Raw genomic sequence first — 22,184 nt, 5'->3', positions numbered from 1 at the left:
ATGAAGGGAAAGTAAAAACTACAGACGGATGCTTTCCCCGTGCGCCTTGATCACAATTTGGTCACGGTCGAGTTTTGCGGCCGCGACGAGACGGTGATACGGTTCCTCGACAGGCTCATAAGAAAGAACGAACGTGTCCCAATGCATCGGGAAGAAACGCTTCGCTCCACTCTCTTTGTACATCATCCAAGCCTGTTCCGGAGTGCAGTGCGCTTCCTGGAAAGAGTCCGGTTGATAGGCACCGATGGGGAAGAAGGCGAGGTCGATCGGTTCACGGTCGGCGAGTCCTTTGAAGGAGTCGGTATAGGCCGTGTCTCCTGCGAAGAGCATACGAATCCCTTTGTATTTGAGCAGGTATCCGTTGTACCCCATATGTTTGTCCCACGGGAAACGGTTGCCCCAATGCTTGACGGGAATGGCGCGGACATCGAGCCCGTTCGCAAGTGTCACTTTGTCATGTGGATGCAGTTCGAGCGTCTGCAGACTCGGGTATCGGCGCAACAGGCGGCTCGTCCCAGGAGCAGAGACGACAATCGTCTCGCGAGTGATGAGTCGCTTCAAACTTTTATGGTCAAAGTGGTCCATATGGGCATGGCTGAGTAGGATGACATCGACCGGGCCGACTTCCTCAATGGAGAGGGCCGGAGCGGTGTGACGTTTCATGCCGACTGTCAGCGGTCCGAGATGGACACCGATTCGTTTTGAGAAGACGGGGTCTGTTAAAATCTTGAGCCCATACCAATGAATGAGGACCGTCGAATGCCCGATCCACGTCGCCTGCACATGCGTCTCATCAATGGTTGTCAGTTCTGGACGTTCCGGCCATTTAAAACGCGGACGGGGGAGCCGCCGTTTGAATCGTGTATAGAGAAACGTTCCGACGCTCGCCAAGACGGCACTCGGAACGAGGATGCGTCGACGCATCATGCATCACCTCACTGTTCGAATATACTGTCATCATATCGCGAGGACAGGTGCACCGCATCCGCCTAAAGGAGTAGAAAAAATGGGAGATTGTGGGGTACACTCTTGCGAATCCGCTTTCAATTTGATAAGGTGGCAGTAACTTAGGAAAGAGAGGTATACCGTGCCATGAAAAATACACGTTCACTCCAACGATGAGACGAATCATCACTGTTCGCTTGAACAGTCACGGGTGAAGTGTGTCCATTTTTTCAAATACGGGAAGCGCTCGTTTTCCTCTTTGAACGGATTCCTTCACACCACCGCTTTGAAGCGGATGGTGTTTTTTGTTTCATCGCGTATCGGATTCATAAGCGAGGTGAAACAGATGTTAGCAGTAAAACAAGTCCGGTTTGACTATGACCGGAAACCATTATTTGACGCGGTCTCATTCGAGGTCGCGGCTGGAGAGCGTGCCGTATTATTCGGACTGAACGGGAGCGGGAAGACGACGCTCTTCCGACTCGTGACAGGGGAGTTGACCCCGCAAGCCGGGAAGATTGAACGTCAAGGCGAGGTCGGGCTCGTCCGGCAGACGATTGAATCGACAGACATGACCGTACTTGAGTGGACGATACGCAGTGATCCTGAACGATATGCGCTCTATGAAGATGTTTCTTCTGGAGACGAGATGCGTGTCATGCGCTCCTATGAACGGGCGCTCGCACTCGATGTGTACAACTTGGAACAAGAGGCGATAAGAGCATTGACTCGACTTGGGCTGGAAGAGCACCTCTTCCGAAACATTAACGAGCTAAGTGGAGGCGAGAAGACGCGAGCTCAGCTCTCAACACTGACGATGAAGCGGGTGGACCTCGTCCTGCTCGACGAACCGACGAACCATCTCGATCTCGAGTCAATCGACTGGCTCACGAAGTGGCTGAACCAGTTCAAGGGGACGGTGCTCATCATCTCACACGACCGTCAACTGATGGATGATGTCGCAACGACCATTCTTGAACTGTCAGATGGCCGGGTCACACGATATCAGGGAAACTATACGGCGTATAAGCATCAAAAAGAAGAAGAACGCGTGCGTGATGAGCGAGCCCATGCTCGATACGAGAACCGAAAGGCAGAACTGCTCGAGATGATTGCCCAATACAAAGGGTGGCATTTGAAGGCGAAAGCGACAGCGAGTGTCCGCAGTCCGGGAGCGCAAAAAGGGGCGGCCAATCTCGCCGTCAAAATGAAGGCAAGAGAACAGAAATTAAGGCAGCTCGAAGACAATCGTCCACAAAAACCAAAAGAGGAGAAATCCATCTCCGTTCGTTTTACAGCGGATGAGCTCGAAGCGAAGACGTGGCTGACATGTGCGGATGTGACGTTTGGATACGACAAGCCGTTCTATGAACCGTTTTCCTTCTCGATGAATAAAGGAGAGCGGATCTCGATTACCGGACCGAACGGAAGCGGAAAGACGACGTTATTAAACGTGCTGATCGGTGAACGAGCGCCGCATTCGGGCGTGATCAAGCGACATCCTCGTCTGAAGATCGGATATTTTTCACAAACGCTCGAGCGTCTTCCGGAGACCGGGACGTTACTTGAGGCTTTACTCGCCAATAGTGAGATCGGAGAGACGGAGGCGCGGACGTTGCTCGCCCACTTCTTGTTCCGGCGAGATGAAGTGCACCGACCGATTAGCGAGGCGAGCATGGGAGAAAAGTGTCGAATTGCCTTTCTCATCTTGTATTTTTCGGATGCCCATCTGTTGGCATTAGATGAACCGACGAACTATTTGGATGTGGCGACGCGTGAACAAATCGAGGCGGCCTTATCCGTCTATCCGGGTGGATTATTGCTGATTTCCCACGACCGCTACTTTCATCGTTTGACTTCGCGCACGATTGAATTAGGGGAGCACATTGTCATACGTGAGAACGATGATACCGGTAAGCCGGTCGATGTCGAACAAATGGTCCGAACGATGGACGAATTGACAAAAGATGAATTGAAATTTTTTGATGAAGCAGGAAACCTCCTACCATTTGACGAAACGAGTGAAATGAATCGAATCGAGTAGGAGTGAAGAACATGAATGGAGGAAGATTGTCGCGTGCGACGACGCGGAAGCGTAAACGCGTGTTCCGTATCACGACGACATTGGCACTAGTGCTCGCCTTGGTCGGGATCATCGCGTTTGCGGCACTGATTGACAAGAAACAGGACTCGGCTTTACCGGAATCTGATGAGATTGCCACGGAAATGGTTGACTCCGAGTCGGAACAACCGGCTGATGCTGATGCTGAGACGGAATCAGCAGATAAGATTTATATCGGGCAACCGTATACGAAAGTATACGCGGATGACCGGGTCACGGTCGTTTATGAAGCCGACTTGGGTGATCGATTTGAACGGTTGGAGACGGTAAGTGGATTTGTGAAAGTGCAGTTGAACGAGCGATTGACGGGCTGGGTAACGGAAGAGAGTGTGACAACAGAGGCGACAGCTTTATCGGATGACGAGGTGATTGCCGCTTGGCAACAAGTCGTCCCGAACGCTTCGGAGTCCGTCCTCGACTGGATTGGGAAAGATCTCGAAACCGTCCGTGCGGAGCTTGGCAGTCCTTCTGCCGTTCAACGTGACCAAGTGAACGAGTATCATTTCTATGATGGATTCTTCCTCATGGTCCGGGACCAAAAAGTACGGGCCGTGGATTGGGACAAGCAAACCATCGCGACACCAGACGTACAACCGACTCGCGAACAAGCGACCGGAATTTGGTTCGAGGGTGAGACGGTCCAATTGAAACTGTTCCCTTATAGCGGCGTCATGCGTGTCCGTCTGGAGCAAAAATGAGACAAAGCGGGAGAGTTCATTCTCCCGTTTTTTTATTGTTTTTCATTCAAATGAATGTTTGAATGTTTGGTTAAAATGGAATAAGATAAACAGTAGAAGGAGGAGTCAGTTATGGGACATCATCATGATCACGACCACCATCACCATCACCATCACCATCATTCGACGAATCAGCGGGCGCTCTTACTCGCCTTTCTCTTGATTGCGGCATTCATGGTCGTCGAAGTGATCGGCGGACTATGGACGAACAGTTTGGCGCTATTATCGGATGCGGGTCATATGCTAGGAGATGCGGCTGCGTTAGGACTCAGTTTCCTCGCTGTCCGATTTGGGGCGAAAGCGGCGACACCGAACCGGACGTTCGGGTATCGACGTTTCGAGATTTTAGCGGCATTCATTAACGGGCTGACACTACTCGTCATCTCGGTCTATATTCTTGTCGAGGCATACCAACGAATCAGCGCGCCACCAGAAATTCTAAGTGGTGGGATGCTTGTCGTCGCCATCATCGGGCTGCTCGTCAACATCCTTGCCGCCTGGATTTTAATGCGCGGGGAGAAAGATAATTTGAACGTGAAAAGTGCGTTGTTGCACGTATTCGGAGATTTGCTCGGCTCGGTCGGAGCCATCACGGCAGCAATCCTCATCATGTTGTTCGGATGGACGTGGGCGGACCCGGTCGCGAGCGCCTTTGTTGCGATTTTGATTTTAATCAGTGGTTTTCGTGTGACGCGTGACGCGATTCATATCTTGATGGAAGGGTCGCCGGAACAGATTGACGTCCGGGCGATGCAAGAAGAGATTTCGAAGGTTGAAGGGGTGAAGGAAGTTCACGACTTGCATGTCTGGTCCATCTCGTCGAGCGAACATGCGGCTACTTGTCACGTGTTGATTGGAGAAGAGACAGATGATCAAGACGTCTTGAGACAAGTGACGGAACGAATCCGGAAATACGGGACGTTCGAACGTTCGACGGTCCAGATTGAACGGGAACGACAATGTTGTGAAGAACGAATCATCTGGTAGTGAAAAGTAAGGGAGTTCAGTTTGGACTGAACTCCCTTTTACTAAGGCTTCAATACTACTTTTACGCAGTCATCTAAATGCTCATTGAATAAGTGATAGGCATCAGCAGCATGTTCAAGAGATAAACGATGCGTGATAATGTCAGTAGGGTCAAATTTTTGATCTATGATCATTTGAAATAACTCAGGCATGTAATGAATAACAGGTGCTTGTCCTGTTTTCAAAGTAACATTTCGGGTGAAAAAATCTCCCATCGGAAACTGATTGTAATTCATTGGGTATACCCCGGTAAGTTGAACGACCCCAAATTTACGAACCGCTTCTTTTGCTACTTTGATTGCGCTTAGTGTACCGCCTTGGATCATAAGTTTTTGTTCTATCTTTTCAATTGAAGATTTTTTTCCATCAATACCCACACAGTCGATAACAACATCTGCCCCGCCATTAGTAATCTCATAGATATATTTTCCTGTCTCAGTTGGATCTTTTAAAAGAATTGTTTCTACTTTATTTGATAGTTTTGCCCGATTTAGTCGATAGAGTTCGGGATCTACAGCAATAACCCGTTTAGCCCCACGTACCCAAGCTAATTTTTGAGTCATTAACCCCACAGGACCTGATCCGAGAACCACTACCGTATCTCCAGCTTTCATGCCAGCATTATCTAAACTCCACCATGCTGTTGGAATAACATCAGATAAAAAGAGAAGTGCCTCATCTTCAAGCTCACATGATTCGGGGATGACAAGCGGCATGAAATTACCGTATGGAACCTTTAGAAACTCTGCTTGACCACCGGGATGATTTCCAAACTGTTCAGTATATCCAAATAAACCACCAGCATCAGTGTGAGGGGCGTGGTTAGAGTTATCGCACTGACTCTCCATCTCATTTTCACAATAAAAGCAGTGACCACATGATACATTGAATGGAAGGACGACCCGATCACCCTTTTTCACTTTAGTTACATCAGGTCCAGTCTCTTCAACAATTCCCATAGGCTCATGTCCAATAATAAAACCAGGGCGAGTAGGCATATTCCCTTGATAGATATGAAGATCTGATCCACAAATAGCTGTCGATGTAATTTTTACAATGATTTCTTCCCGATTTTCGATTTCGGGATCTCTAACGTCCTTTACTTCAATCTTCTTAGTTCCTTGATAAGTTACTGCGCGCATATAATTCTTTCCTCCTTTTTTAAAGACAAGTAAATGGCAACATAGCTTGTATACCCTTCTTTTAAAAAAGGTGAACTAAATATTGGAATTCGATGATGACTATCTTTGACCATTCACATCGATCACGACAATTTCTGGTGGATTGTAAATACGTGGAATGTTGAAGCTGTAATTGAATCCCCGTCCAATCACATGGGTGAACGTCTCATGCTCATAGAGTCCGCCTGCGTATTCAGGAAAGAATCCTTGGTCAGGTGCGAATAATCCGTTCATCAAATAAGGGATTCTCACTTGCCCGCCATGAGCATGTCCGGACAAGACGAGGTCGAATGGAAGTTTAGCATACGTATCGACTTGTTCGGCACGGTGCGAAAGAAGTACCTTGAACGTCTCATCGGGGGCGATGTCCTGCATCGCCGCAGTCGACTCCGCATCCCAATCCGTATAAATATTTTCTCTGAACCCACGAAGAGGATCTTCTAGCCCGCCGATGACGAGGTCGATTCCATTGATGGTGACCGTCTCCCATTCGTCTTCGAGAACGTTGACACCGTATGAGCGAAACACGTCTTTCACATTGTGACGGACATAGTCATCCGATCCATCGATTTCATGGTTGCCGGTCACGAAATACATCGGCGCAATTCCTTCAAGCCCTTCGATTAGTTCGAAGGCGGGTTCAGATGAACGATACCGGTCGAGTAAATCGCCCGGTAAAGCGATGAGATCCGGTTTCTGTGCACGAACCTGGTCGATCAAAATCGACTGTTTATAACCGTATGAGGCGCTGTGTAAGTCGGAGAGGAGCACGATGCGGAGAGACTCGTCTGCTGACAGTTTATCGGACGTCACGTCATACGTCCGGACGGTCAACCCATTGTACGTCGCCGTGAACAACAAAATGCCGAGTGCAACAAAAAGAAGAGTCGATTTATGTTTCTTCATCAGTGCTCCCTCCTTCCTTAATCGTGTCTCTATCTTACTCTGATAGGCAGGGTTAAGCAAAAAAATCCCGCTCCAAAGAGCGGGATGAATGTTATGCAGCTTTCGCTGTCAATTTGACGTCGACATTTCCGCGAGTCGCTTTTGAATAAGGGCACACTTGGTGTGCTTCTTCGACAAGGCGCTCTGCTGTCGCTTGGTCGACACCTTTGATTTCGACTTCAAGTTCGACTGAAATGAAGAACCCTTCATCGTTTTGGTTTAATGTGACGTGACCTGTGACGCTTGAACCGTCTGTCTTCACACGTTCTTTTCCGATGATGAGGTTGAGGGCACTACCGAAGCAAGCCGCATAGCCAGCTGCGAAAAGTTGTTCCGGGTTTGTCGCACCGTCTACGTGTTTCGCGCCAGGCATCGATACGTTCATGTCGATGACGCCATCTGTTGATTTCACATGACCTTCGCGGCCACCGATTGCTGTTGCTGATGCTGTGAATAGTGATTTCATGATTGAATTCCTCCATTTCATTTTTAACAATTAAGTTGTGCACAATTTAAATTATAGAGCAGTCAAAAAGTTTCGCAAGTGATATGCTTGGCTAAAGAAGAGTACGGAGGATTACGTATGGACCAATCGTTAAAGTTAGAACATCAAATCTGTTTTCAATTGTATACCGCCTCAAAAGAGCTTACCCGGTTATATCGCCCAATTTTAGCACCGCTAAACCTGACGTATAGTCAATATCTCGTGATGCTTGTCTTATGGGAAGAGGATGGGATCGATTTGCGGCAACTCGGATCGCGGTTGACGCTCGACTCTGGGACGTTGTCGCCGCTCGTCAAACGGCTCATCCAAATCGGCTATGTGGAAAAGAGTCGTGCGACGGATGACGAACGAAAAATCATCGTTCGTTTGACCGAGAGCGGTAGCGCGTTGCGTGAGCAGGCGGCGGATGTGCCGCTACAAGTAAGTGGTATGCTGAATATAGACGAAGCGACGTATGTCGCATACATGGAGATGCTCACCGATATCAAGACGAGACTACACGATTTCGGGGAGCGTCAGCGCGAGCAGTAAGGAAGGAGGAGCCATGTTTCGAAAATTGATCATCCTCTTGATGGGGATTGGACTCTATATGGCTTGGCAATATGAGATGCCGAACGTCTCTGCCCCGACGAGCATTCAGGTGGAGTCTGAGGTGGCGACCGAACGAGCGACAGACGCGCCAAAGTTCGCAAGTCAGTATGCCGGGCATGACTGGTATTTGGTCGAACGTGGCGGTGACCGCGGACTTGAACTGATTGATGAGGACGGTGCGAAAAAAGGATTCTATCAGTTCGAGACAGGTAGCACGTATCGTGGTCTCGTTCTGAATGAAACGACCCGTGATCAAGTCGAGGACATCGGCTTCGAGGCAGTGACTTCGTATAATAAAGGATTGAATCGATACTTGATTCCGGACGATCCATCGTTTTCCGTTTTCGCAATCGATGGACAGTATGTCACTTTCTTTTTTGACCAGCATGATGATGACATCCTGAAAGGGATCTTGTCGGTCGACCGCCGTGTCGAAGAGGCGAGTGAGGGGTACTATGGTGACTTGTCGAAAGAGGGGACGGTCGCCAATGAGCAGTTGATGCGTATTCTCATGAATTGGGATCGGGAGAAATTTGATTTGAATGCCCTAGCTGATTACGAACCGCTCTATCCGGTCGTGCGGGCGCACAGTCAGAACATGGCAGAGAACGACTTCTTCAGCCATACGGACCCGGAAGGACAAGACCCGTTCGATCGAATGGACGAAGCAGGACTTTCATATTCGATGGCCGGCGAAAACTTGGCGATGGGACAGATGAGCGTGTTCCATGCGCATTGGGGACTCATGAACTCGAAAGGGCATCGTGAGAACATCATGCAGCCGCGATTCACTCATGCTGCCGTCGGGCTTGCTTACAATGAAGAAGACAGTCCGTTCTACACAATCAATTTCATCACTCCACGTTAAAAGGATGACTCTTCGGAGCCATCCTTTTCGATATTAAATGAGTTTCTTCACCGCATCCTCAATTTCAGCCGGTGTCGTCTGTGGCGAGAAGCGCTCGATGACGTTCCCGTCGCGATCGACTAAAAACTTCGTGAAGTTCCATTTGATCGCCTTCGACCCGAGAAGCCCGGGTGCTTCTTTTGAGAGATAGGTGAAGAGTGGGTGGGCATCCTTGCCGTTCACGTCGACTTTCGCGAACATCGGGAACGAAACCCCATAATTCAGTTGACAGAACTCCTGGATTTCTTCATTGGAACCCGGGTCTTGATGACCGAACTGGTTGCACGGGAAGCCTAAGACCTGTAGACCCTGTCCCTTATATGTGTTGTAAAGTGACTCGAGACCTTCGAGCTGTGGCGTGAACCCACATTTGCTCGCCGTGTTGACGATAAGTAAGACGTCGCCTCTATATGTAGCTAACGGTTGCAATTGTCCTTTCATGTCTACTGCTTCAAAATCATAAATCATGGTGATTCCCCCTTTTTCTGTAGTATACCAAGAGAAGGGGACAGACTCGAACTTGAACGCGTTGCGTGCAATCAAATTGTTATGAAATCATGATGTCGCTGTTACATCATTCCGCAGAAAGAATCCGTATAATGAAAAACGTTGTAGAAAGGAACGGTGTTATGCGACTTTTAAAAAATGAATTTATATGGATTGCGCTTATTTTAATCGGACTCTTCTTATCAAGTGCGACCCCTTACTCGGATCAGTCCATCGTTTCACCACTCGAGCGATTCGACTGGAGCTGGATCGAACCGAAGCTCGCGAACGTACAGTTCGACTACGCAGGAAAGGAAATCTCGCTTGATACGTTAGGGACGGCAGGATTGATTGAGTTCTTTATGCGGAAGACGGCACATGTCGTCACGTTCCTCGCTCTCGGTGCCTTATTCGTGAAAGCCATCTCGAGAACGAATCTTCATGCGGGACTGAACTTACTCTTCGCCTGGGCACTTGCGAACACGGTGGCGATCTTTGATGAGTATCATCAGAGTATGACTCCTGAACGGACCGCGCTGTTAGAAGATGTCCTTTTGGATAGTACGGGTGCTGCCGCAGGTGTCATCTTGTTCGGTGGGTTGTTATTCCTTCGTTCGAAACGGAAAAATGGTAAACGGGCCGGTTATGTAGCCTTAAGGTAGTCAAAAAAATGAATGGGTCACTATGTGAAAAGCGCTTTCTTGAAGTGCTTTTTTTCTTTTTAAAACTATTTTGTGACAACGAACCAAATAAAATATTGTCTATACCCACGTTTTTTAAGGGATAAAACCTAAATCAGGTCAATGTCATACGAATGAAATATAAGTGTAAAATAACTTTTAGTTTAGATTGCTATAATGAGTCACAGAGCGAACGAAATGTCGCGACTTATCTTATTAAAAAATAATCGCACGACTATAGATAAAAACTACACGGGAATCAGCGGAGGGAAGCACATTGGGTAACTTGAAGAAATTTGCAGCTACAGTCACTCTAGGCGCACTCTTGATCGGCGGAACGTCACCGACTTATGCAGCCTCACTTACAGAGAAGCAGAAGAAAGTACAAGAACAACGACAAAAGAATAGCAGTGAACAGTCGAAAGCAAACTCTTCGATTCAATCACGTGAGCAAGCCATCAGCAAAGAGCAGCAAGAGATCAACAAGCTAGATGCTGAACTCCAAGACGTCATCAACGATGTCGCTCAGAAAAAAGCTGAGATTCGTGCAACTGAAGAAAAAATCAAAAAGCTTCAAGCACAAATTAAAAAGTACGAAGCGAAAATGAAAGCACAAGAAGATCTTATGAAAGATCGTATGGCGACGATGCAAAAGAACGGTGGCTCGTCAGTCAACTGGGCTGAGTTCATCTTCGGTTCTAAAGACTTCGGTGATTTGATCACACGTATGATCACAGCTGGTACGATTCAAGAGAACGACCAACAGATCTTCGAAGAATACGAAGCAACGAAAGAAAAACTCGCGAAAGCGCAAGCTGATTTGAAAGCAGAACGCGATTCACTCGTGAAGCAAAAAGAAGAGCTTGAAAAACGTCAGAAAGAGCTCGATCAAAAAATGAAAGAGCGCGCTGCGAAAATCAAGAAACTCAAAGCGGATAAAGTGAAGTTCGAATCGAAACTCATGAGCCTTCAAGAGATGGAAGATACGCTCAAAGCTCAAGAACAAGCGATTCAAGCAGAGATTGAAGCACAACGTCGTGCTGAAGAAGAAGCACGTCGTGCAGCGGCAGCAGCTGCGGCAGCGAAAAAACAACAAGGTTCAAGCTCGAACAGCGGTTCAAGTGCTTCAACAGCGCCGGTAGCATCTGTCCCAGCAAGCGGTGGCATGTTCCAACGCCCGGCAAGCGGTCGCCTCACACAAGGATGGGGACCGGCGAGCGGCGTAAACGGCTATACTTTCCACAACGGTCTTGATATTGCGGCACCAGTCGGTACACCAATTTATGCGGCAGCTACTGGAACGGTTACACGTGCTGGATGGGGTGGCGCATACGGAAACCACGTTATGATCACACACGTAATCAACGGACAAGTATGGACGACAGTATACGCACACATGAGTTCAGTATCAGTAAAAGCGGGTCAACGCGTATCACAAGGTCAAAATCTTGGCGGCATGGGTAGCACAGGGAACTCGACAGGTTCACACCTTCACTTCGAGATTCACCAAGGTGGGTACTCATGGTCTTCATCAAGTGCAGGAAATACAGTCAACCCAGCATCATTCTTCTAAACACAAAGACAGTGATCGACGAACGCGTCGATCACTTTTTTGTTGCCTGATAGACGATGAACGTCAAGAGTGCGGCACCGATGACGCTGAGCCATAGCGTATCGAAGTTTGGGTTATCGAGCATGCTCCGGCCCCCGAGGAACACCATATAGCCGAGTATCGCGAGCGTGACAAGTGTCAAAGCGGTCACTCGGATTTGTCGCGGGATACGTAGCCACCAACCGAATAATCTGTTCATGAAAAATCGCCTCCTCTATTAGTATAGGGGAGGCGATGTGTTTCATCTAGCGAGTCGGACCCAGGCAGAGTCCATGATTTGTTGGTAACCGACTTCCCGATAGATTTTGTTCGACGTCGGGTTCGTCAAGTCCGTGTAGAGGACGCAGAATGATTTTGTCTCGAGAAGTTGTCGGCTGAGATCTGCGACGAGACTTCGTGCATACCCCTTTCCTCGTGCACTAGGTGATGTGTAGACGAACGAAACAGTGATTCCGTTCACAGTTGGACGTGCGCGTTTCGCACACGAGACGACCTGTCCGTCGACTTCCCAAAAGACAGCCTCTTCCCTGTCGAGCATCGTCTGTACAGCCTTCGTCACCTTCTCTGGTGGAGATGATCGGAGACCTGATTCGACTTCGAAGGCACTATACCAAGCTTCGAGCTGTGCCTTGTCGGCCATCGTCGCTTCTCGCATGTGGCCTTTTGCCATATCGATGTCTTCCACGCTGTCGAGGCGATAAAGACCTTGGGACATGAAAATCTCGCTCGTCCCAGATGTAATCTCTTGCCACGCTGTCGCAAACCGTTCCGCCTGTTTTCGTTCCGATACGACTTCCGAGAAGGGGACTGCTTCTTTCAAAAGGTGGGGGATGATGAAAGACGGGAGAAGGTCCGAGCGCTCCGTCTTCACGACGATATAGTGAAGTGGATGCGGTGGTGTCACTTGGAGGATGGCGAGAAGCTCTCCGTCCTCTTCGACTGTGAACTGATGAAACGTTTCATAGATTCCTTGTTTGACGTTATTCAAGACGCCAATCATGAGGCTATTCTTTGCCTCCTCGTCGAGTAATGCCTTCATGACTCGGTCTGAGAAGTGATTAGGGTCCTTCCATTCAATCCATTCCATATGGTTCTCTCCTTTATTGTATGTAGACAAAAACGGACAAACCTGATGGCTTGCCCGTTTATGAGTCGTTCATTATGCGATATCTTCTTGTTTCGACGACGTGTTGTCGAGAAGTTTTGTGTTGTGTTTGAAGTAATGAATGATTTTCGCGATGGCACCGTCACCCGTGACGTTTGTTGCTGTCCCGAAGCTATCTTGTGCCAAGTAGAGTGCGATGACCAAACTTTGCATCGTCGCGTCGAATCCGAGGATCGAGCCGAACAATCCGAGCGATGCCATGACGGCCCCGCCTGGTACACCTGGTGCTGCAATCATCGTCACCCCGAGTGCGAGGATGAATGGAAGCATGATGGCGTAGGATAACGGCATGCCATTCAAGTACATGAGGGCGACACCGACCGACGTAAGTGTAATCGTCGAGCCTGACAAGTGAATTGTTGCCGAGAGCGGGATGACGAAGTTCGCGACACCCTCGTCCGTGTTGTTCAACTTCGCTTGGCGAAGCGTGACGGGAATCGTCGCGGCCGATGATTGCGTCCCGATGGCTGTGAAGTAAGCGGGCATCATCGTCTTGAGCAACTTGAACGGATTCTCTTTGTTGAGACCACCTGCGATTGAATATTGAATCATGAGCATCGTCAAATGAAGGACGATGATTGTGACGAAGACGAGCGAGAAGACCGAGAGGATCTCAGCGACTTGACCGGCGTACGTCATGTTCATGAAAATTCCGGCGATGTGGATTGGAAGTAATGGAATAATGACTTTACTGATTAAGAGCTCGATGATATCGCGGAAATCCATGGCAAGGTCGAGTGACCGTTTGCTTTCGATTGCGGCAATCCCGATTCCGATGACAAAAGCTAAGATGAGTGCGGTCATGACACCGAATACAGGTGGAATCTCAAATTCCATGAACCCTTTCAACAAGGCTTCTTCTGGATTTTCGGCTCCTGTCGTCGACCGTGTCAAAATTTGCGGGAACAAGTTGCTTGTTGCAAAGTATGCTAATGTTCCGGCGATGATGGTTGATGCGTAAGCGATGAGTGCTGTGAGTCCGACCAGCTTTCCTGCTCCTTTTCCAAGTTCCCCGATACCCGGGATGATGAAAGCAAGAATAATCAATGGAATAGCGAAGCCTAAGAACTGCCCGAAGACCGTGTTGAACGTCACGAACGTCCGAACGATCCAGTTCTGACTTTCTGGTACGATGCTCCCGAGCAGAATTCCGAAAGCGATCGCGATGATGATGCGACCTAAGAGGCCAATACGTAATTTCAAATCAATCACCCTTTCTGTTTGTTTGAATAGTTGATATTTTCGCACATTTTACGGAATGTTGCCACCTTCTCTTGCAATTTTTCTAAAGAAAGACGTTTGACAACTGTTTAGAAGGGTATTAGAAAATGTTGTACATATCAAGGGAAGGGGCTTCTCCTTTTCCTAATATAAAAACGATGTTATGATTAATTCTGACAGACGTAAAGGAGGGGTGCGCGTGCAGTTACAACGAACAACGATTCACATTGCGGGTCAAGACTATACGATCGTAAGCGAAGAACCCGCTGACCACGTGAGGGAAGTAGGCTTTTTGGTCGACAGTAAGATCCGCGAAATTCGTGAACAATCCCCTCATCTAGATGCTCGTCAGGCAGCGGTCTTGGCTGCGATTCAAATCGCGAGCGACCACGTCAAAACTAAACGAAATATGGGAGAATAAATCAATCCATGGTTACGCTACTTATACTGTTTTTCTTGTTTATCGGAATCGTCAACGGCTTCCGTCGTGGCGCGATTCTACAGCTCGGCCATTGGGTCGCGCTCATCATCAGTTTTCTCGTCGCCAATACGTACTATAAAGAGTTAGCCGAAGCGTTCAAGCTGTGGATCCCGTATCCGTCTCAGCTCGACGGAACGCTCCCGGGTGGCGTGTTGGACCTCAATTCCCTTTCAGGGATTGAGATGACATTTTATAACGTCTTTTGGTTCGTCGTCTTGTTCCTCATTACGAAACTCGTCTTGCATCTCATCTTGGCGATGCTCGACTTCTTGACGGACTTGCCAATTTTGCGCCAATTAAAAGGTGTGATCGGAGCTGTCCTAGGATTCTTCGAGGCATATGTCATCACATTCTTCATCCTTTGGGTGATCGCGTTCGTGCCGATGGCGAGCGTTCAAAACGCCGTCGACAAATCGTCGCTAGCGACATATATCATTCAAGACACGCCATATCTATCGGATTGGTTTTCAAATAAGATGTTGTGACACGACAGGCCGGAATGCAAGCTAGTGCTTGTGTCTCGGTCTTTTCTGTGTGAAGAGGGGGAAGCATATGAATAAAGTAGAAGCGATGATGTTGCTCGAAAAAATCGCGCAATATATGGAGATCAAAGGGGAGAACCCGTTTAAAATCAATGCGTTCCGCAAGGCGGCGACAGCGCTCGAGAACACGGACCTTGAACTCGAGGACATCGACGACTTGACGTCCATCTCAGGAATCGGGAAAGGGACGGCGGCAGTCCTTGAGGAGTATCGAGACACAGGACGCAGTGAAGTACTTGAGTCACTGCAAGAAGAGATTCCGTTCGGTTTGATGAAGCTCTTGAAAATTCAAGGGCTCGGCGGGAAGAAACTCGCTAAACTCCGTGAAATCGGCGTCGTCGACTTGGAGTCGCTCATCCGTGTACTCGAAGACGGTACGGCTGCGTCGCTACCCGGTTTTGGGGCGAAGAGTGTGGAGAAATTGCTTGCCGCCGCGAAGAACCTCGAGTCACGTCCGGAACGATTGGCTTACGCAGTCATGCGACCAATCGTTGAAGAAATCAATGAGGTGTTAGAGAAGGAAGCGCTCGTCTTGCGTCATTCGGTCGGAGGAAGCTTCCGCCGTGCCGAAGAGACGTGTAAAGACCTTGACTTCATCATCGCGACCGAGGAGCCGATTGAGCTACGTGAGAAACTGCTCGCTTTGCCGTTCATCAACGAAGTGATTGCGGCAGGCGAGACGAAAGTCTCGCTCGTCCTCGAACGTGAAGAGATGGTATCGGTCGATTTCCGTATGGTCGAGCCAGGCGCGTTCGCTGCGACGCTTCACCATTTCACGGGATCAAAAGACCACAACGTCCGCATGCGTCAACTTGCGAAAGCAAAAGGAGAGTCCATTTCCGAATATGGGGTCGAGACAGCAGACGGATTGTGGCAACCGGAAACCGAAGAAGAACTGTTCGAACGGTATGGTCTCCCATTCATCCCGCCTGAACTTCGGGAGGGGCATGCAGAGTTCGAGCACGACTTATCGAAGCTCGTCACGCTCGAAGACATCAAGGCTGACGCGCACATGCACACGGTCTGGTCGGACGGGAAGTTGACCGTCGACGAAATTGTCGTGGCGATGAAAAATCGCGGCTATGAATGGATGGCCATCACCGACCACGGGAAGTATTTGACGTTCGTCAATGGCTTGACCGAGGAACGACTCGAAGCACAGGGGGAAGAAATCCGCGAGGCCGCGAAGACACATGATATGAACGTGTTGCGAGGCGTCGAGATGGACATCCGTCCTGACGGGACGCTCGACTATGAACCCGAGTTTCTAGAGACGCTCGACTACGTCGTCGCTTCCATCCATTCGAAGATGGACCAATCGGTCGACGAAATCATGGCTCGTCTGGAGAACGCCTGCCGTTCTCCGTACGTCAACGTGATCGCCCACCCAACAGGTCGACTCATCGGTCGTCGGGACGGTTATCCGATTGACGAGGACAAGCTGATCGCACTCGCTAAAGAGACAGGGACGGCGCTCGAGTTGAACGCCAACCCGAACCGCCTCGACCTGACAGCTTCTACGCTGAAGAAAGCGAAAGCAGCGGGCGTCAAAGTGATGATCAACACGGACACGCATCACCCAGATATGATGGAAGACATGGCCCTCGGTGTGTTGCACGCACGGAAAGCCTATCTCGAACCATCAGATATTATCAACTGCTTCACGTTTGAAGACGCCAAGGCGTTCTTTGCGGCGAAGCGATAGAAAGGAACATGCTAGATGGACCACGCGTTACGCGTATTAGAATATGAAAAATTGCGTCAACAGCTTGCCGGTCACGCGGCGAGCTCGCTCGGAAAAGATTTGGCGCTGAAGATGCAACCCGACTACTCATACGACCGGGTGCTCTCGAATTTGAACGTGACGAAAGAGGCGACCGAGGTCGTTCGTCTCCGTGACCGTCTGCCGCTCGGTGGCCTCACGGATGTCCGTGCGGAAGTGAAACGGGCCGCGATCGGCTCGGTCCTCTCGACGAGCGAATTGCTCGCCGTCGCCGCCGTCATGTATGGCGGACGCCAAGTGAAGAACTTCTTTGAGAAGCTTCATGAGGATAACGAAGAGATTCGCATTCCACGCCTTGACGAGTATGCGGATAAGTTGACGAAGCTCATCGAGGTCGAACAGGCGATTCGTCATGCGATTGACGACCAAGGGACGGTCCAAGATTCCGCGAGTCCACAACTCCGTGGACTTCGGACACAGCTCCGGAGCTTTGAAGGGAGTGTCCGGTCACGCATCGACAACATCCTCCGTAACAATGCGAAGATGCTCTCGGACGCCATCGTCACAATCCGGAACGATCGCTATGTCGTGCCTGTCAAACAAGAGTACCGCCAGGCGTTCGGCGGGATCGTCCATGACCAATCAGCTTCTGGCCAGACGCTCTTCATCGAGCCGCAGGCCATCGTCTCCATCAATAACGAGATTCAAGAAGTTCGTCTGAAAGAACGTGCTGAGATCGAGCGGATTTTAAGTGCCCTCTCAAACGAGGTCGGTGGGGTACATGATGCCATCATGACGAACCTCGACGTGTTGGCCGAACTCGACTTTATCTTTGCGAAAGTCGCTTACGGACAAGAAATGAAAGCGACCGAGCCGAAGTTGAATGACAATCGAGAAATCAAATTGAAACAGGCACGTCATCCGTTCATCCCGAAAGATGAGGTCGTGCCGATTACGATCGAGCTCGGGGAAGACTACACATCACTCGTCATCACCGGACCGAACACCGGCGGGAAGACCGTTACGTTGAAGACGATTGGACTCCTTCAGTTGATGGTGCAGTCAGGTCTCTACGTACCAGCAGAGTTCGGGACGGAGCTTTCCGTGTTTGACGCGGTCTATGCCGATATCGGGGATGAGCAATCGATCGAACAGAGTCTCTCGACGTTCAGCTCGCATATGACGAACATCGTCGGCATGCTCGACAAGATCGACTTCATGTCTCTCGTCCTCTTCGATGAGCTCGGTGCCGGGACGGATCCACAAGAAGGGGCTGCCCTTGCCATCGCGATTCTCGATGAAGTGAAGCGTCGCGGGGCACGTGTCGCTGCGACGACACACTACTCGGAACTAAAGGCATACGCTTATAACCGCGAAGGTGTCATGAACGCCTCGATGGAGTTTGATATCGAATCGCTCAGCCCGACGTACCGTCTCTTGATTGGCGTACCGGGTCGCTCGAACGCCTTCGAGATCAGTCGTCGTCTCGGACTGTCTGAGCAAGTCATCGACAAGGCACGTAGCCACGTCGGTAGTGATGCAGAATCAGTCGAATCGATGATCAATGAGCTTGAAGCAGCGAAACAACGCGCCGAGCAGCTCGAGCAAGAGCTCATCGTCAAGCGCCATGACTTCGAAGAAGAGCAGGCGGCGTTCGAGGCGAAGATGACCGAATTCGAGCGCGAGCGCGATAACTTGTACAGCGCGGCCGAGGCGAAAGCCGAGAAGGCCGTCGAGCAGGCGAAGCGTCAGGCGAACGAAGTCATCGACCGCTTGAAGAAACTCCGAGAGCAAGGAATCGTCAAAGAGCACGAGATTATCGCGGCGAAGAAAGAGCTCGAATCGGCAAAACCGACGCTTCAAGAGAAAAAGATCCAAAAAGTGAAACAAAAAGCCCAGCAGAAACGTACGTTTAGTAAGGGCGAAGAAGTGAAAGTGACGACGTTCAATCAAAAAGGCTATATCGTGAAACAAATCAATGACAATGAGTATAACGTCCAAGTTGGCATCATGAAAGTGAACGTTAAAGCGGACGACCTTCAGAAGATCGGTCCATCGAAAGAGAAGTCGCTTCAGTCGAAAGGCAGCTCGCTCAAACGTCAGAGCTCGACGAAGTCCGAGCTCGACCTCCGTGGCGTTCGTGTCGAAGAGGGACTCATGCGTCTAGACAAGTATATCGATGAAGCACTCGTGTCGGGCTATGATAACGTCCGCATCATCCACGGATTAGGTACCGGAGCGATGCGTCAGGCGACACAAGAATTTTTAAAAGGACATCGTCACGTGAAGAGCCAGCGCCCAGGAGGAATGGGTGAAGGTGGACTCGGTGTCACGGTCGTCGAACTGAAGTAAGGGGAGTCGGGAATGGGTACGATTACGTTTGCCGTTATGCTGGAGTCGTTCGGCCTCTATTCGATGGCGGGACTGATGATTATCGTCGGTCTTGCCATCTTCGAGGTGACGACGCCATACAGCAACTGGCGTGAGATTCAAAAAGGAAATATTGCCGTCGCCTTAGCGACAGGCGGGAAGATTGTCGGTCTCGCCAACGTCTTCCGTGTCGTCGAGAGCCATCATGAGAGCACGATCGACATCTTCGTCGGGGGTGGTTTCGGATTCATTTTGCTCCTCGCGACATACTGGTTGTTTGAATTTTTGACACCGACACTGAAGGTGAACGACGAGATTCAACAAGGGAATATCGCCGTCGGGTTGTTGGCATTCTTGCTGTCGATTGGGGTCTCCCTCGTCGTCGGCGCGGCATTGGTGAGGTGAAGACATGGTATACGAACGATTGGCTAAGATCTTGTTTATCGGGGCCGGGCTGTTCTTATTGGCAGCGGCACTCTGGTATATGTTTTATTGAGGGAAGAGGGAGAATCCGTTCGGGTCCTCCCTTTTTTTGATTTCAGGTACCTTGAATATAAAATGTATGGAAACTTAAAGGGGCAATTAGGAGTTTAAAAAGGAATAAGAAGTAAGAGCACGAATACAATACATAAATCAGTACCAGTCCCGGGTCAGTCGTTCCATCAAAAGGAAGAATGGACAAACTATCATTAAATCTTCATGAAGAGGAGTCCGTATGAGAATTCAGTTAAAAGCTTAGCGATGCCGATGAGTTATACGCATTTGAATGTGACAACCGACGTTATTTCGAGCAGTCGATTAAGTCACGTGGAGATGATTACTATGTGCCGGACATCTTTCGGGAACGGCATGCGGCTCTCTTGCAGGAGCAAAAGGAAGGTAATTCCGTCTTTTTCTTGATTAAAAACGAAACCGGATCGATTCTCGGTCGAATCAATCTTGTTGACCGGAGTCTGATCGAGAAAAGCGCGCAACTCGGTTACCGAATCGGTCAAGTTCATACGGGAAGAGGGATTGCGAAAGAGGCGGTTCGATTGTTGCTTAATCATTGCCAGAAACTTTATATCGATAAAGTCAAAGCAAAAACGACGGACGGGAACTTCGCCTCGCAAAAAATCTTGACGCATAATGGATTCCGACGAGTAAATAAAGAAGAAGTGGTGTTAAACGGTCAACGGATGAGGCTGATTCATTATATTTGAGTACGGTAGATCGTTTACTACGTATTTGAGAAGGAGAGATGAAAATGCTTACACAAATTATTTTGAATTTTTCAAGCGTATTTCTCAGCGATACGGCATTGAGGTTCGTGTTATTTGGAGAATTGTTCGTATTGGTTCTGATCTACTGGGCGATGGCTAAATTTTCAAGGCAGAGTCTTTGGATTGGCGCAGGGTTGATGGTGATTGGATTCCTTGCACTGCTCCCAGGCTATCTGTACGTACAAGAAACGACACCGGAAGATGCTGTCATTGACGTCTCGATTCTACTTTACTATCCACTCGAACTGGCGGCATTATTACTGGCAATCTTTGCTTTTCAAAAACGGCAGTCCCAAGGATGAAAAAGAGAAATTAAGACGCACCATCAAAAAAATCAAGTGACTCCAGTAATTATTCCGGAGTCATTTGAATTTTTTAACAGAAGTAGGCGAGAATTCTCCCTCCTCTAAGCGTCTCGGGGCGAAGCCCGGCGTAGGTGGGGGATGAATCGCCCGGTCCAAAACTCTTCTCCCCCTGTGACAGATGTGACGAACAAAGGTTCGTGATTCCGTCAGATTCTCCCTCCCCCTCCGTGGGTATCGGATGAGGAGGACACATCACGATCTTCTGAGGGGAGGAGGGACGGACATGCTGAAAGGCTATACATACAGGCTCCACCCGACGCCGGCACAGGAAGAGTTCCTCATCAAGACGATCGGCTGCGCCCGGTTCATCTACAACAAGCTGCTCGAGGACCGCATCGCCATCCGCGAGGAGGCGAAGGCGGGGAGCGGATTGAGACGGAAACCGGCGACACCCGCCTCCTACAAGCCCCTGTTCCCGTTCCTCGCCGAGGCGGACAGCCTCGCGCTCGCGAACGCGAAGCTGAACCTCGACACGGCGTTCGCGAAGTTCTTCGCCGGGACGGGCGGCTTCCCGGTGTTCAAATCGAGACGGCGGTCGCGCGCCTCCTACACGACGAACAACCAGCACGGCACGATCCGTATCGAGGCGGGCAAGGTCCGACTGACGAAGGTCGGGTTCGTGCGGTTCAGCCAACATCGCCCGTTCGAGGGAATCATTAAGTCGGCGACGGTGTCGATGACGAGGACGGGCAAGTTCTTCATCTCCATCCTCGTCGAACAGGACGATGAACCATGGATCCCAGCCGAGAACAAGGTCGTGATCGATCTCGGCCTGGAGCACTTCGCCGTCATGACGAACGACGCGATGGTCTCGGAGAAGATCGAAAACCCACGTGTCCTTCATAAGTCCGAAGAAAATGTCAAGAAGGCGCAACGCGCGCTGTCACGCAAGAAGATCGGAAGCAAGAATCGTGAAAAGGCCAAATTACTTTTGGCCAAGAAACACGAAAAGATCGCCAACCAACGCAAGGACTTCCTTCACAAACTGTCGAGACGGATCGTTGACGAGAACCAAGTCATCGTCGTGGAGACATTGAAGTCGAAGGACATGATGCAAAACCACAAGGTCGCCAAATCGATTGCAGATGTCAGTTGGTACGAGTTCGTCCGACAGCTAGAATACAAATGCAAGTTCTACGGACGGACGCTTATCAAAGCAGATCAATGGTTCGCATCGACCCAGATCTGTTCCACTTGCGGAGCAAAAGGCGAGAAGAAGACGATGGATGTCCGTGAATGGACGTGTGCCTGTGGCGCGCATCATGACCGTGACATCAACGCGAGCATCAACCTGTTGATGTTGGCCGACTGACAACCA

Annotated in this window: 22 protein-coding genes and 1 pseudogene; 15 read left to right on the top strand and 8 right to left on the bottom strand. The window is 49.7% G+C overall.

The window, feature by feature from the left end:
• Positions 1-18: 18 nt before the first annotated feature.
• Complete coding sequence (locus KD909_RS10700) at positions 19-924, bottom strand: MBL fold metallo-hydrolase (protein ID WP_230872783.1); 906 nt, start codon at positions 922-924, stop codon at positions 19-21.
• 367 nt (positions 925-1,291) lie between these two features.
• Between KD909_RS10700 and abc-f the strand changes: the two genes are divergently transcribed.
• The 3 genes from abc-f (at position 1,292) to KD909_RS10685 (ending at position 4,791) form a co-directional block, all read left to right on the top strand.
• Positions 1,292-2,989 carry a ribosomal protection-like ABC-F family protein gene (gene abc-f / locus KD909_RS10695; RefSeq protein ID WP_211781546.1) on the top strand — a complete coding sequence of 566 codons (1,698 nt, stop codon included), beginning with the start codon at positions 1,292-1,294 and terminating at the stop codon, positions 2,987-2,989.
• 11 nt (positions 2,990-3,000) lie between these two features.
• A complete protein-coding gene (locus tag KD909_RS10690; protein WP_211781545.1) occupies positions 3,001-3,765 on the top strand; it encodes a hypothetical protein in 765 nt (254 codons plus the stop codon).
• A gap of 111 nt (positions 3,766-3,876) precedes the next feature.
• Complete coding sequence (locus KD909_RS10685; protein WP_211781544.1) at positions 3,877-4,791, top strand: cation diffusion facilitator family transporter; 915 nt, start codon at positions 3,877-3,879, stop codon at positions 4,789-4,791.
• A 41-nt stretch (positions 4,792-4,832) separates the two neighbouring features.
• On the opposite strand, the gene KD909_RS10680 is transcribed toward KD909_RS10685, so the two are convergent.
• From KD909_RS10680 to KD909_RS10670, 3 genes are all read right to left on the bottom strand, one after another.
• Positions 4,833-5,972, bottom strand: a complete 1,140-nt coding sequence (locus tag KD909_RS10680; protein ID WP_047795560.1) for a zinc-dependent alcohol dehydrogenase — start codon at positions 5,970-5,972, stop codon at positions 4,833-4,835.
• 99 nt (positions 5,973-6,071) lie between these two features.
• On the bottom strand, positions 6,072-6,917 hold the full coding sequence (locus tag KD909_RS10675) for a metallophosphoesterase (RefSeq protein WP_211781543.1): 846 nt from the start codon (positions 6,915-6,917) through the stop codon (positions 6,072-6,074).
• Positions 6,918-7,008: 91 nt separating this feature from the next.
• The gene (locus KD909_RS10670; RefSeq protein ID WP_015881037.1) at positions 7,009-7,422 is read right to left on the bottom strand and encodes an organic hydroperoxide resistance protein; all 414 of its coding nucleotides are present in this window, start codon (positions 7,420-7,422) and stop codon (positions 7,009-7,011) included.
• A 117-nt stretch (positions 7,423-7,539) separates the two neighbouring features.
• Between KD909_RS10670 and KD909_RS10665 the strand changes: the two genes are divergently transcribed.
• Both KD909_RS10665 and KD909_RS10660 read left to right on the top strand, forming a co-directional pair.
• Positions 7,540-7,992, top strand: coding sequence for a MarR family winged helix-turn-helix transcriptional regulator (locus KD909_RS10665; protein WP_031421307.1), 453 nt, complete (start codon positions 7,540-7,542; stop codon positions 7,990-7,992).
• A 13-nt stretch (positions 7,993-8,005) separates the two neighbouring features.
• The gene (locus tag KD909_RS10660; RefSeq protein ID WP_211781542.1) at positions 8,006-8,920 is read left to right on the top strand and encodes a CAP domain-containing protein; all 915 of its coding nucleotides are present in this window, start codon (positions 8,006-8,008) and stop codon (positions 8,918-8,920) included.
• A 33-nt stretch (positions 8,921-8,953) separates the two neighbouring features.
• Here KD909_RS10660 and KD909_RS10655 read toward each other — a convergent pair whose 3' ends face one another.
• Positions 8,954-9,427, bottom strand: coding sequence for a glutathione peroxidase (locus tag KD909_RS10655; protein ID WP_211781541.1), 474 nt, complete (start codon positions 9,425-9,427; stop codon positions 8,954-8,956).
• A 161-nt stretch (positions 9,428-9,588) separates the two neighbouring features.
• Between KD909_RS10655 and KD909_RS10650 the strand changes: the two genes are divergently transcribed.
• Entirely contained in the window at positions 9,589-10,107 is a 519-nt protein-coding gene (locus KD909_RS10650) for a VanZ family protein (protein ID WP_211781540.1), read from the top strand.
• A 295-nt stretch (positions 10,108-10,402) separates the two neighbouring features.
• A complete protein-coding gene (locus KD909_RS10645; RefSeq protein ID WP_211781539.1) occupies positions 10,403-11,698 on the top strand; it encodes a murein hydrolase activator EnvC family protein in 1,296 nt (431 codons plus the stop codon).
• Between the two features lie 31 nt (positions 11,699-11,729).
• Here the strand turns inward: KD909_RS10645 and KD909_RS10640 are convergent, their stop codons facing one another.
• The 3 genes from KD909_RS10640 to KD909_RS10630 all read right to left on the bottom strand — a co-directional run bounded on the left by KD909_RS10640 (position 11,730) and on the right by KD909_RS10630 (position 14,105).
• On the bottom strand, positions 11,730-11,936 hold the full coding sequence (locus tag KD909_RS10640) for a hypothetical protein (protein WP_211781538.1): 207 nt from the start codon (positions 11,934-11,936) through the stop codon (positions 11,730-11,732).
• A gap of 42 nt (positions 11,937-11,978) precedes the next feature.
• The gene (locus KD909_RS10635; protein WP_211781537.1) at positions 11,979-12,824 is read right to left on the bottom strand and encodes a GNAT family N-acetyltransferase; all 846 of its coding nucleotides are present in this window, start codon (positions 12,822-12,824) and stop codon (positions 11,979-11,981) included.
• Positions 12,825-12,896: 72 nt separating this feature from the next.
• Positions 12,897-14,105 (bottom strand): dicarboxylate/amino acid:cation symporter, encoded by a 1,209-nt coding sequence (locus tag KD909_RS10630; RefSeq protein WP_047795699.1) that lies wholly within the window; start codon positions 14,103-14,105, stop codon positions 12,897-12,899.
• Between the two features lie 217 nt (positions 14,106-14,322).
• Here KD909_RS10630 and zapA point away from each other — a divergent pair, with 217 nt between their 5' ends.
• The 8 genes and pseudogenes from zapA (at position 14,323) to tnpB (ending at position 22,178) form a co-directional block, all read left to right on the top strand.
• Positions 14,323-14,544 carry a cell division protein ZapA gene (gene zapA, locus KD909_RS10625; protein WP_015881047.1) on the top strand — a complete coding sequence of 74 codons (222 nt, stop codon included), beginning with the start codon at positions 14,323-14,325 and terminating at the stop codon, positions 14,542-14,544.
• Between the two features lie 8 nt (positions 14,545-14,552).
• The gene (locus KD909_RS10620) at positions 14,553-15,089 is read left to right on the top strand and encodes a CvpA family protein (protein ID WP_031421319.1); all 537 of its coding nucleotides are present in this window, start codon (positions 14,553-14,555) and stop codon (positions 15,087-15,089) included.
• A 67-nt stretch (positions 15,090-15,156) separates the two neighbouring features.
• Complete coding sequence (gene polX, locus KD909_RS10615; protein WP_211781536.1) at positions 15,157-16,851, top strand: DNA polymerase/3'-5' exonuclease PolX; 1,695 nt, start codon at positions 15,157-15,159, stop codon at positions 16,849-16,851.
• A 15-nt stretch (positions 16,852-16,866) separates the two neighbouring features.
• Positions 16,867-19,221 (top strand): endonuclease MutS2, encoded by a 2,355-nt coding sequence (locus KD909_RS10610; RefSeq protein WP_211781535.1) that lies wholly within the window; start codon positions 16,867-16,869, stop codon positions 19,219-19,221.
• 12 nt (positions 19,222-19,233) lie between these two features.
• Positions 19,234-19,644: a DUF350 domain-containing protein gene (locus KD909_RS10605; RefSeq protein ID WP_211781534.1), complete on the top strand. Its 411-nt coding sequence runs from the start codon at positions 19,234-19,236 to the stop codon at positions 19,642-19,644.
• A gap of 341 nt (positions 19,645-19,985) precedes the next feature.
• Positions 19,986-20,441 (top strand): annotated as a pseudogene (locus tag KD909_RS10600) (GNAT family N-acetyltransferase); the annotation flags it as partial.
• Between the two features lie 44 nt (positions 20,442-20,485).
• Positions 20,486-20,803: a hypothetical protein gene (locus KD909_RS10595; RefSeq protein ID WP_211781533.1), complete on the top strand. Its 318-nt coding sequence runs from the start codon at positions 20,486-20,488 to the stop codon at positions 20,801-20,803.
• A gap of 286 nt (positions 20,804-21,089) precedes the next feature.
• A complete protein-coding gene (gene tnpB / locus KD909_RS10590; protein WP_211781532.1) occupies positions 21,090-22,178 on the top strand; it encodes an IS200/IS605 family element RNA-guided endonuclease TnpB in 1,089 nt (362 codons plus the stop codon).
• Positions 22,179-22,184 lie beyond the last annotated feature (6 nt).

It is taken from the genome of Exiguobacterium sp. PFWT01, assembly GCF_018255795.1.
In the GTDB taxonomy this organism is placed as follows: Bacteria; Bacillota; Bacilli; order Exiguobacteriales; family Exiguobacteriaceae; genus Exiguobacterium.
This window is presented reverse-complemented; position numbering and strand designations above follow the sequence as displayed.

Bases quoted from the DNA above. Each gene is read 5' to 3' on its own strand.
- KD909_RS10700 (WP_230872783.1), bottom strand. From the start codon at position 924: ATGCGTCGACGCATCCTCGTTCCGAGTGCCGTCTTGGCGAGCGTCGGA.
- abc-f (WP_211781546.1), top strand. From the start codon at position 1,292: ATGTTAGCAGTAAAACAAGTCCGGTTTGACTATGACCGGAAACCATTA.
- KD909_RS10690 (WP_211781545.1), top strand. From the start codon at position 3,001: ATGAATGGAGGAAGATTGTCGCGTGCGACGACGCGGAAGCGTAAACGC.
- KD909_RS10685 (WP_211781544.1), top strand. From the start codon at position 3,877: ATGGGACATCATCATGATCACGACCACCATCACCATCACCATCACCAT.
- KD909_RS10680 (WP_047795560.1), bottom strand. From the start codon at position 5,972: ATGCGCGCAGTAACTTATCAAGGAACTAAGAAGATTGAAGTAAAGGAC.
- KD909_RS10675 (WP_211781543.1), bottom strand. From the start codon at position 6,917: ATGAAGAAACATAAATCGACTCTTCTTTTTGTTGCACTCGGCATTTTG.
- KD909_RS10670 (WP_015881037.1), bottom strand. From the start codon at position 7,422: ATGAAATCACTATTCACAGCATCAGCAACAGCAATCGGTGGCCGCGAA.
- KD909_RS10665 (WP_031421307.1), top strand. From the start codon at position 7,540: ATGGACCAATCGTTAAAGTTAGAACATCAAATCTGTTTTCAATTGTAT.
- KD909_RS10660 (WP_211781542.1), top strand. From the start codon at position 8,006: ATGTTTCGAAAATTGATCATCCTCTTGATGGGGATTGGACTCTATATG.
- KD909_RS10655 (WP_211781541.1), bottom strand. From the start codon at position 9,427: ATGATTTATGATTTTGAAGCAGTAGACATGAAAGGACAATTGCAACCG.
- KD909_RS10650 (WP_211781540.1), top strand. From the start codon at position 9,589: ATGCGACTTTTAAAAAATGAATTTATATGGATTGCGCTTATTTTAATC.
- KD909_RS10640 (WP_211781538.1), bottom strand. From the start codon at position 11,936: ATGAACAGATTATTCGGTTGGTGGCTACGTATCCCGCGACAAATCCGA.
- KD909_RS10635 (WP_211781537.1), bottom strand. From the start codon at position 12,824: ATGGAATGGATTGAATGGAAGGACCCTAATCACTTCTCAGACCGAGTC.
- KD909_RS10620 (WP_031421319.1), top strand. From the start codon at position 14,553: ATGGTTACGCTACTTATACTGTTTTTCTTGTTTATCGGAATCGTCAAC.
- polX (WP_211781536.1), top strand. From the start codon at position 15,157: ATGAATAAAGTAGAAGCGATGATGTTGCTCGAAAAAATCGCGCAATAT.
- KD909_RS10610 (WP_211781535.1), top strand. From the start codon at position 16,867: ATGGACCACGCGTTACGCGTATTAGAATATGAAAAATTGCGTCAACAG.
- KD909_RS10605 (WP_211781534.1), top strand. From the start codon at position 19,234: ATGGGTACGATTACGTTTGCCGTTATGCTGGAGTCGTTCGGCCTCTAT.
- KD909_RS10595 (WP_211781533.1), top strand. From the start codon at position 20,486: ATGCTTACACAAATTATTTTGAATTTTTCAAGCGTATTTCTCAGCGAT.
- tnpB (WP_211781532.1), top strand. From the start codon at position 21,090: ATGCTGAAAGGCTATACATACAGGCTCCACCCGACGCCGGCACAGGAA.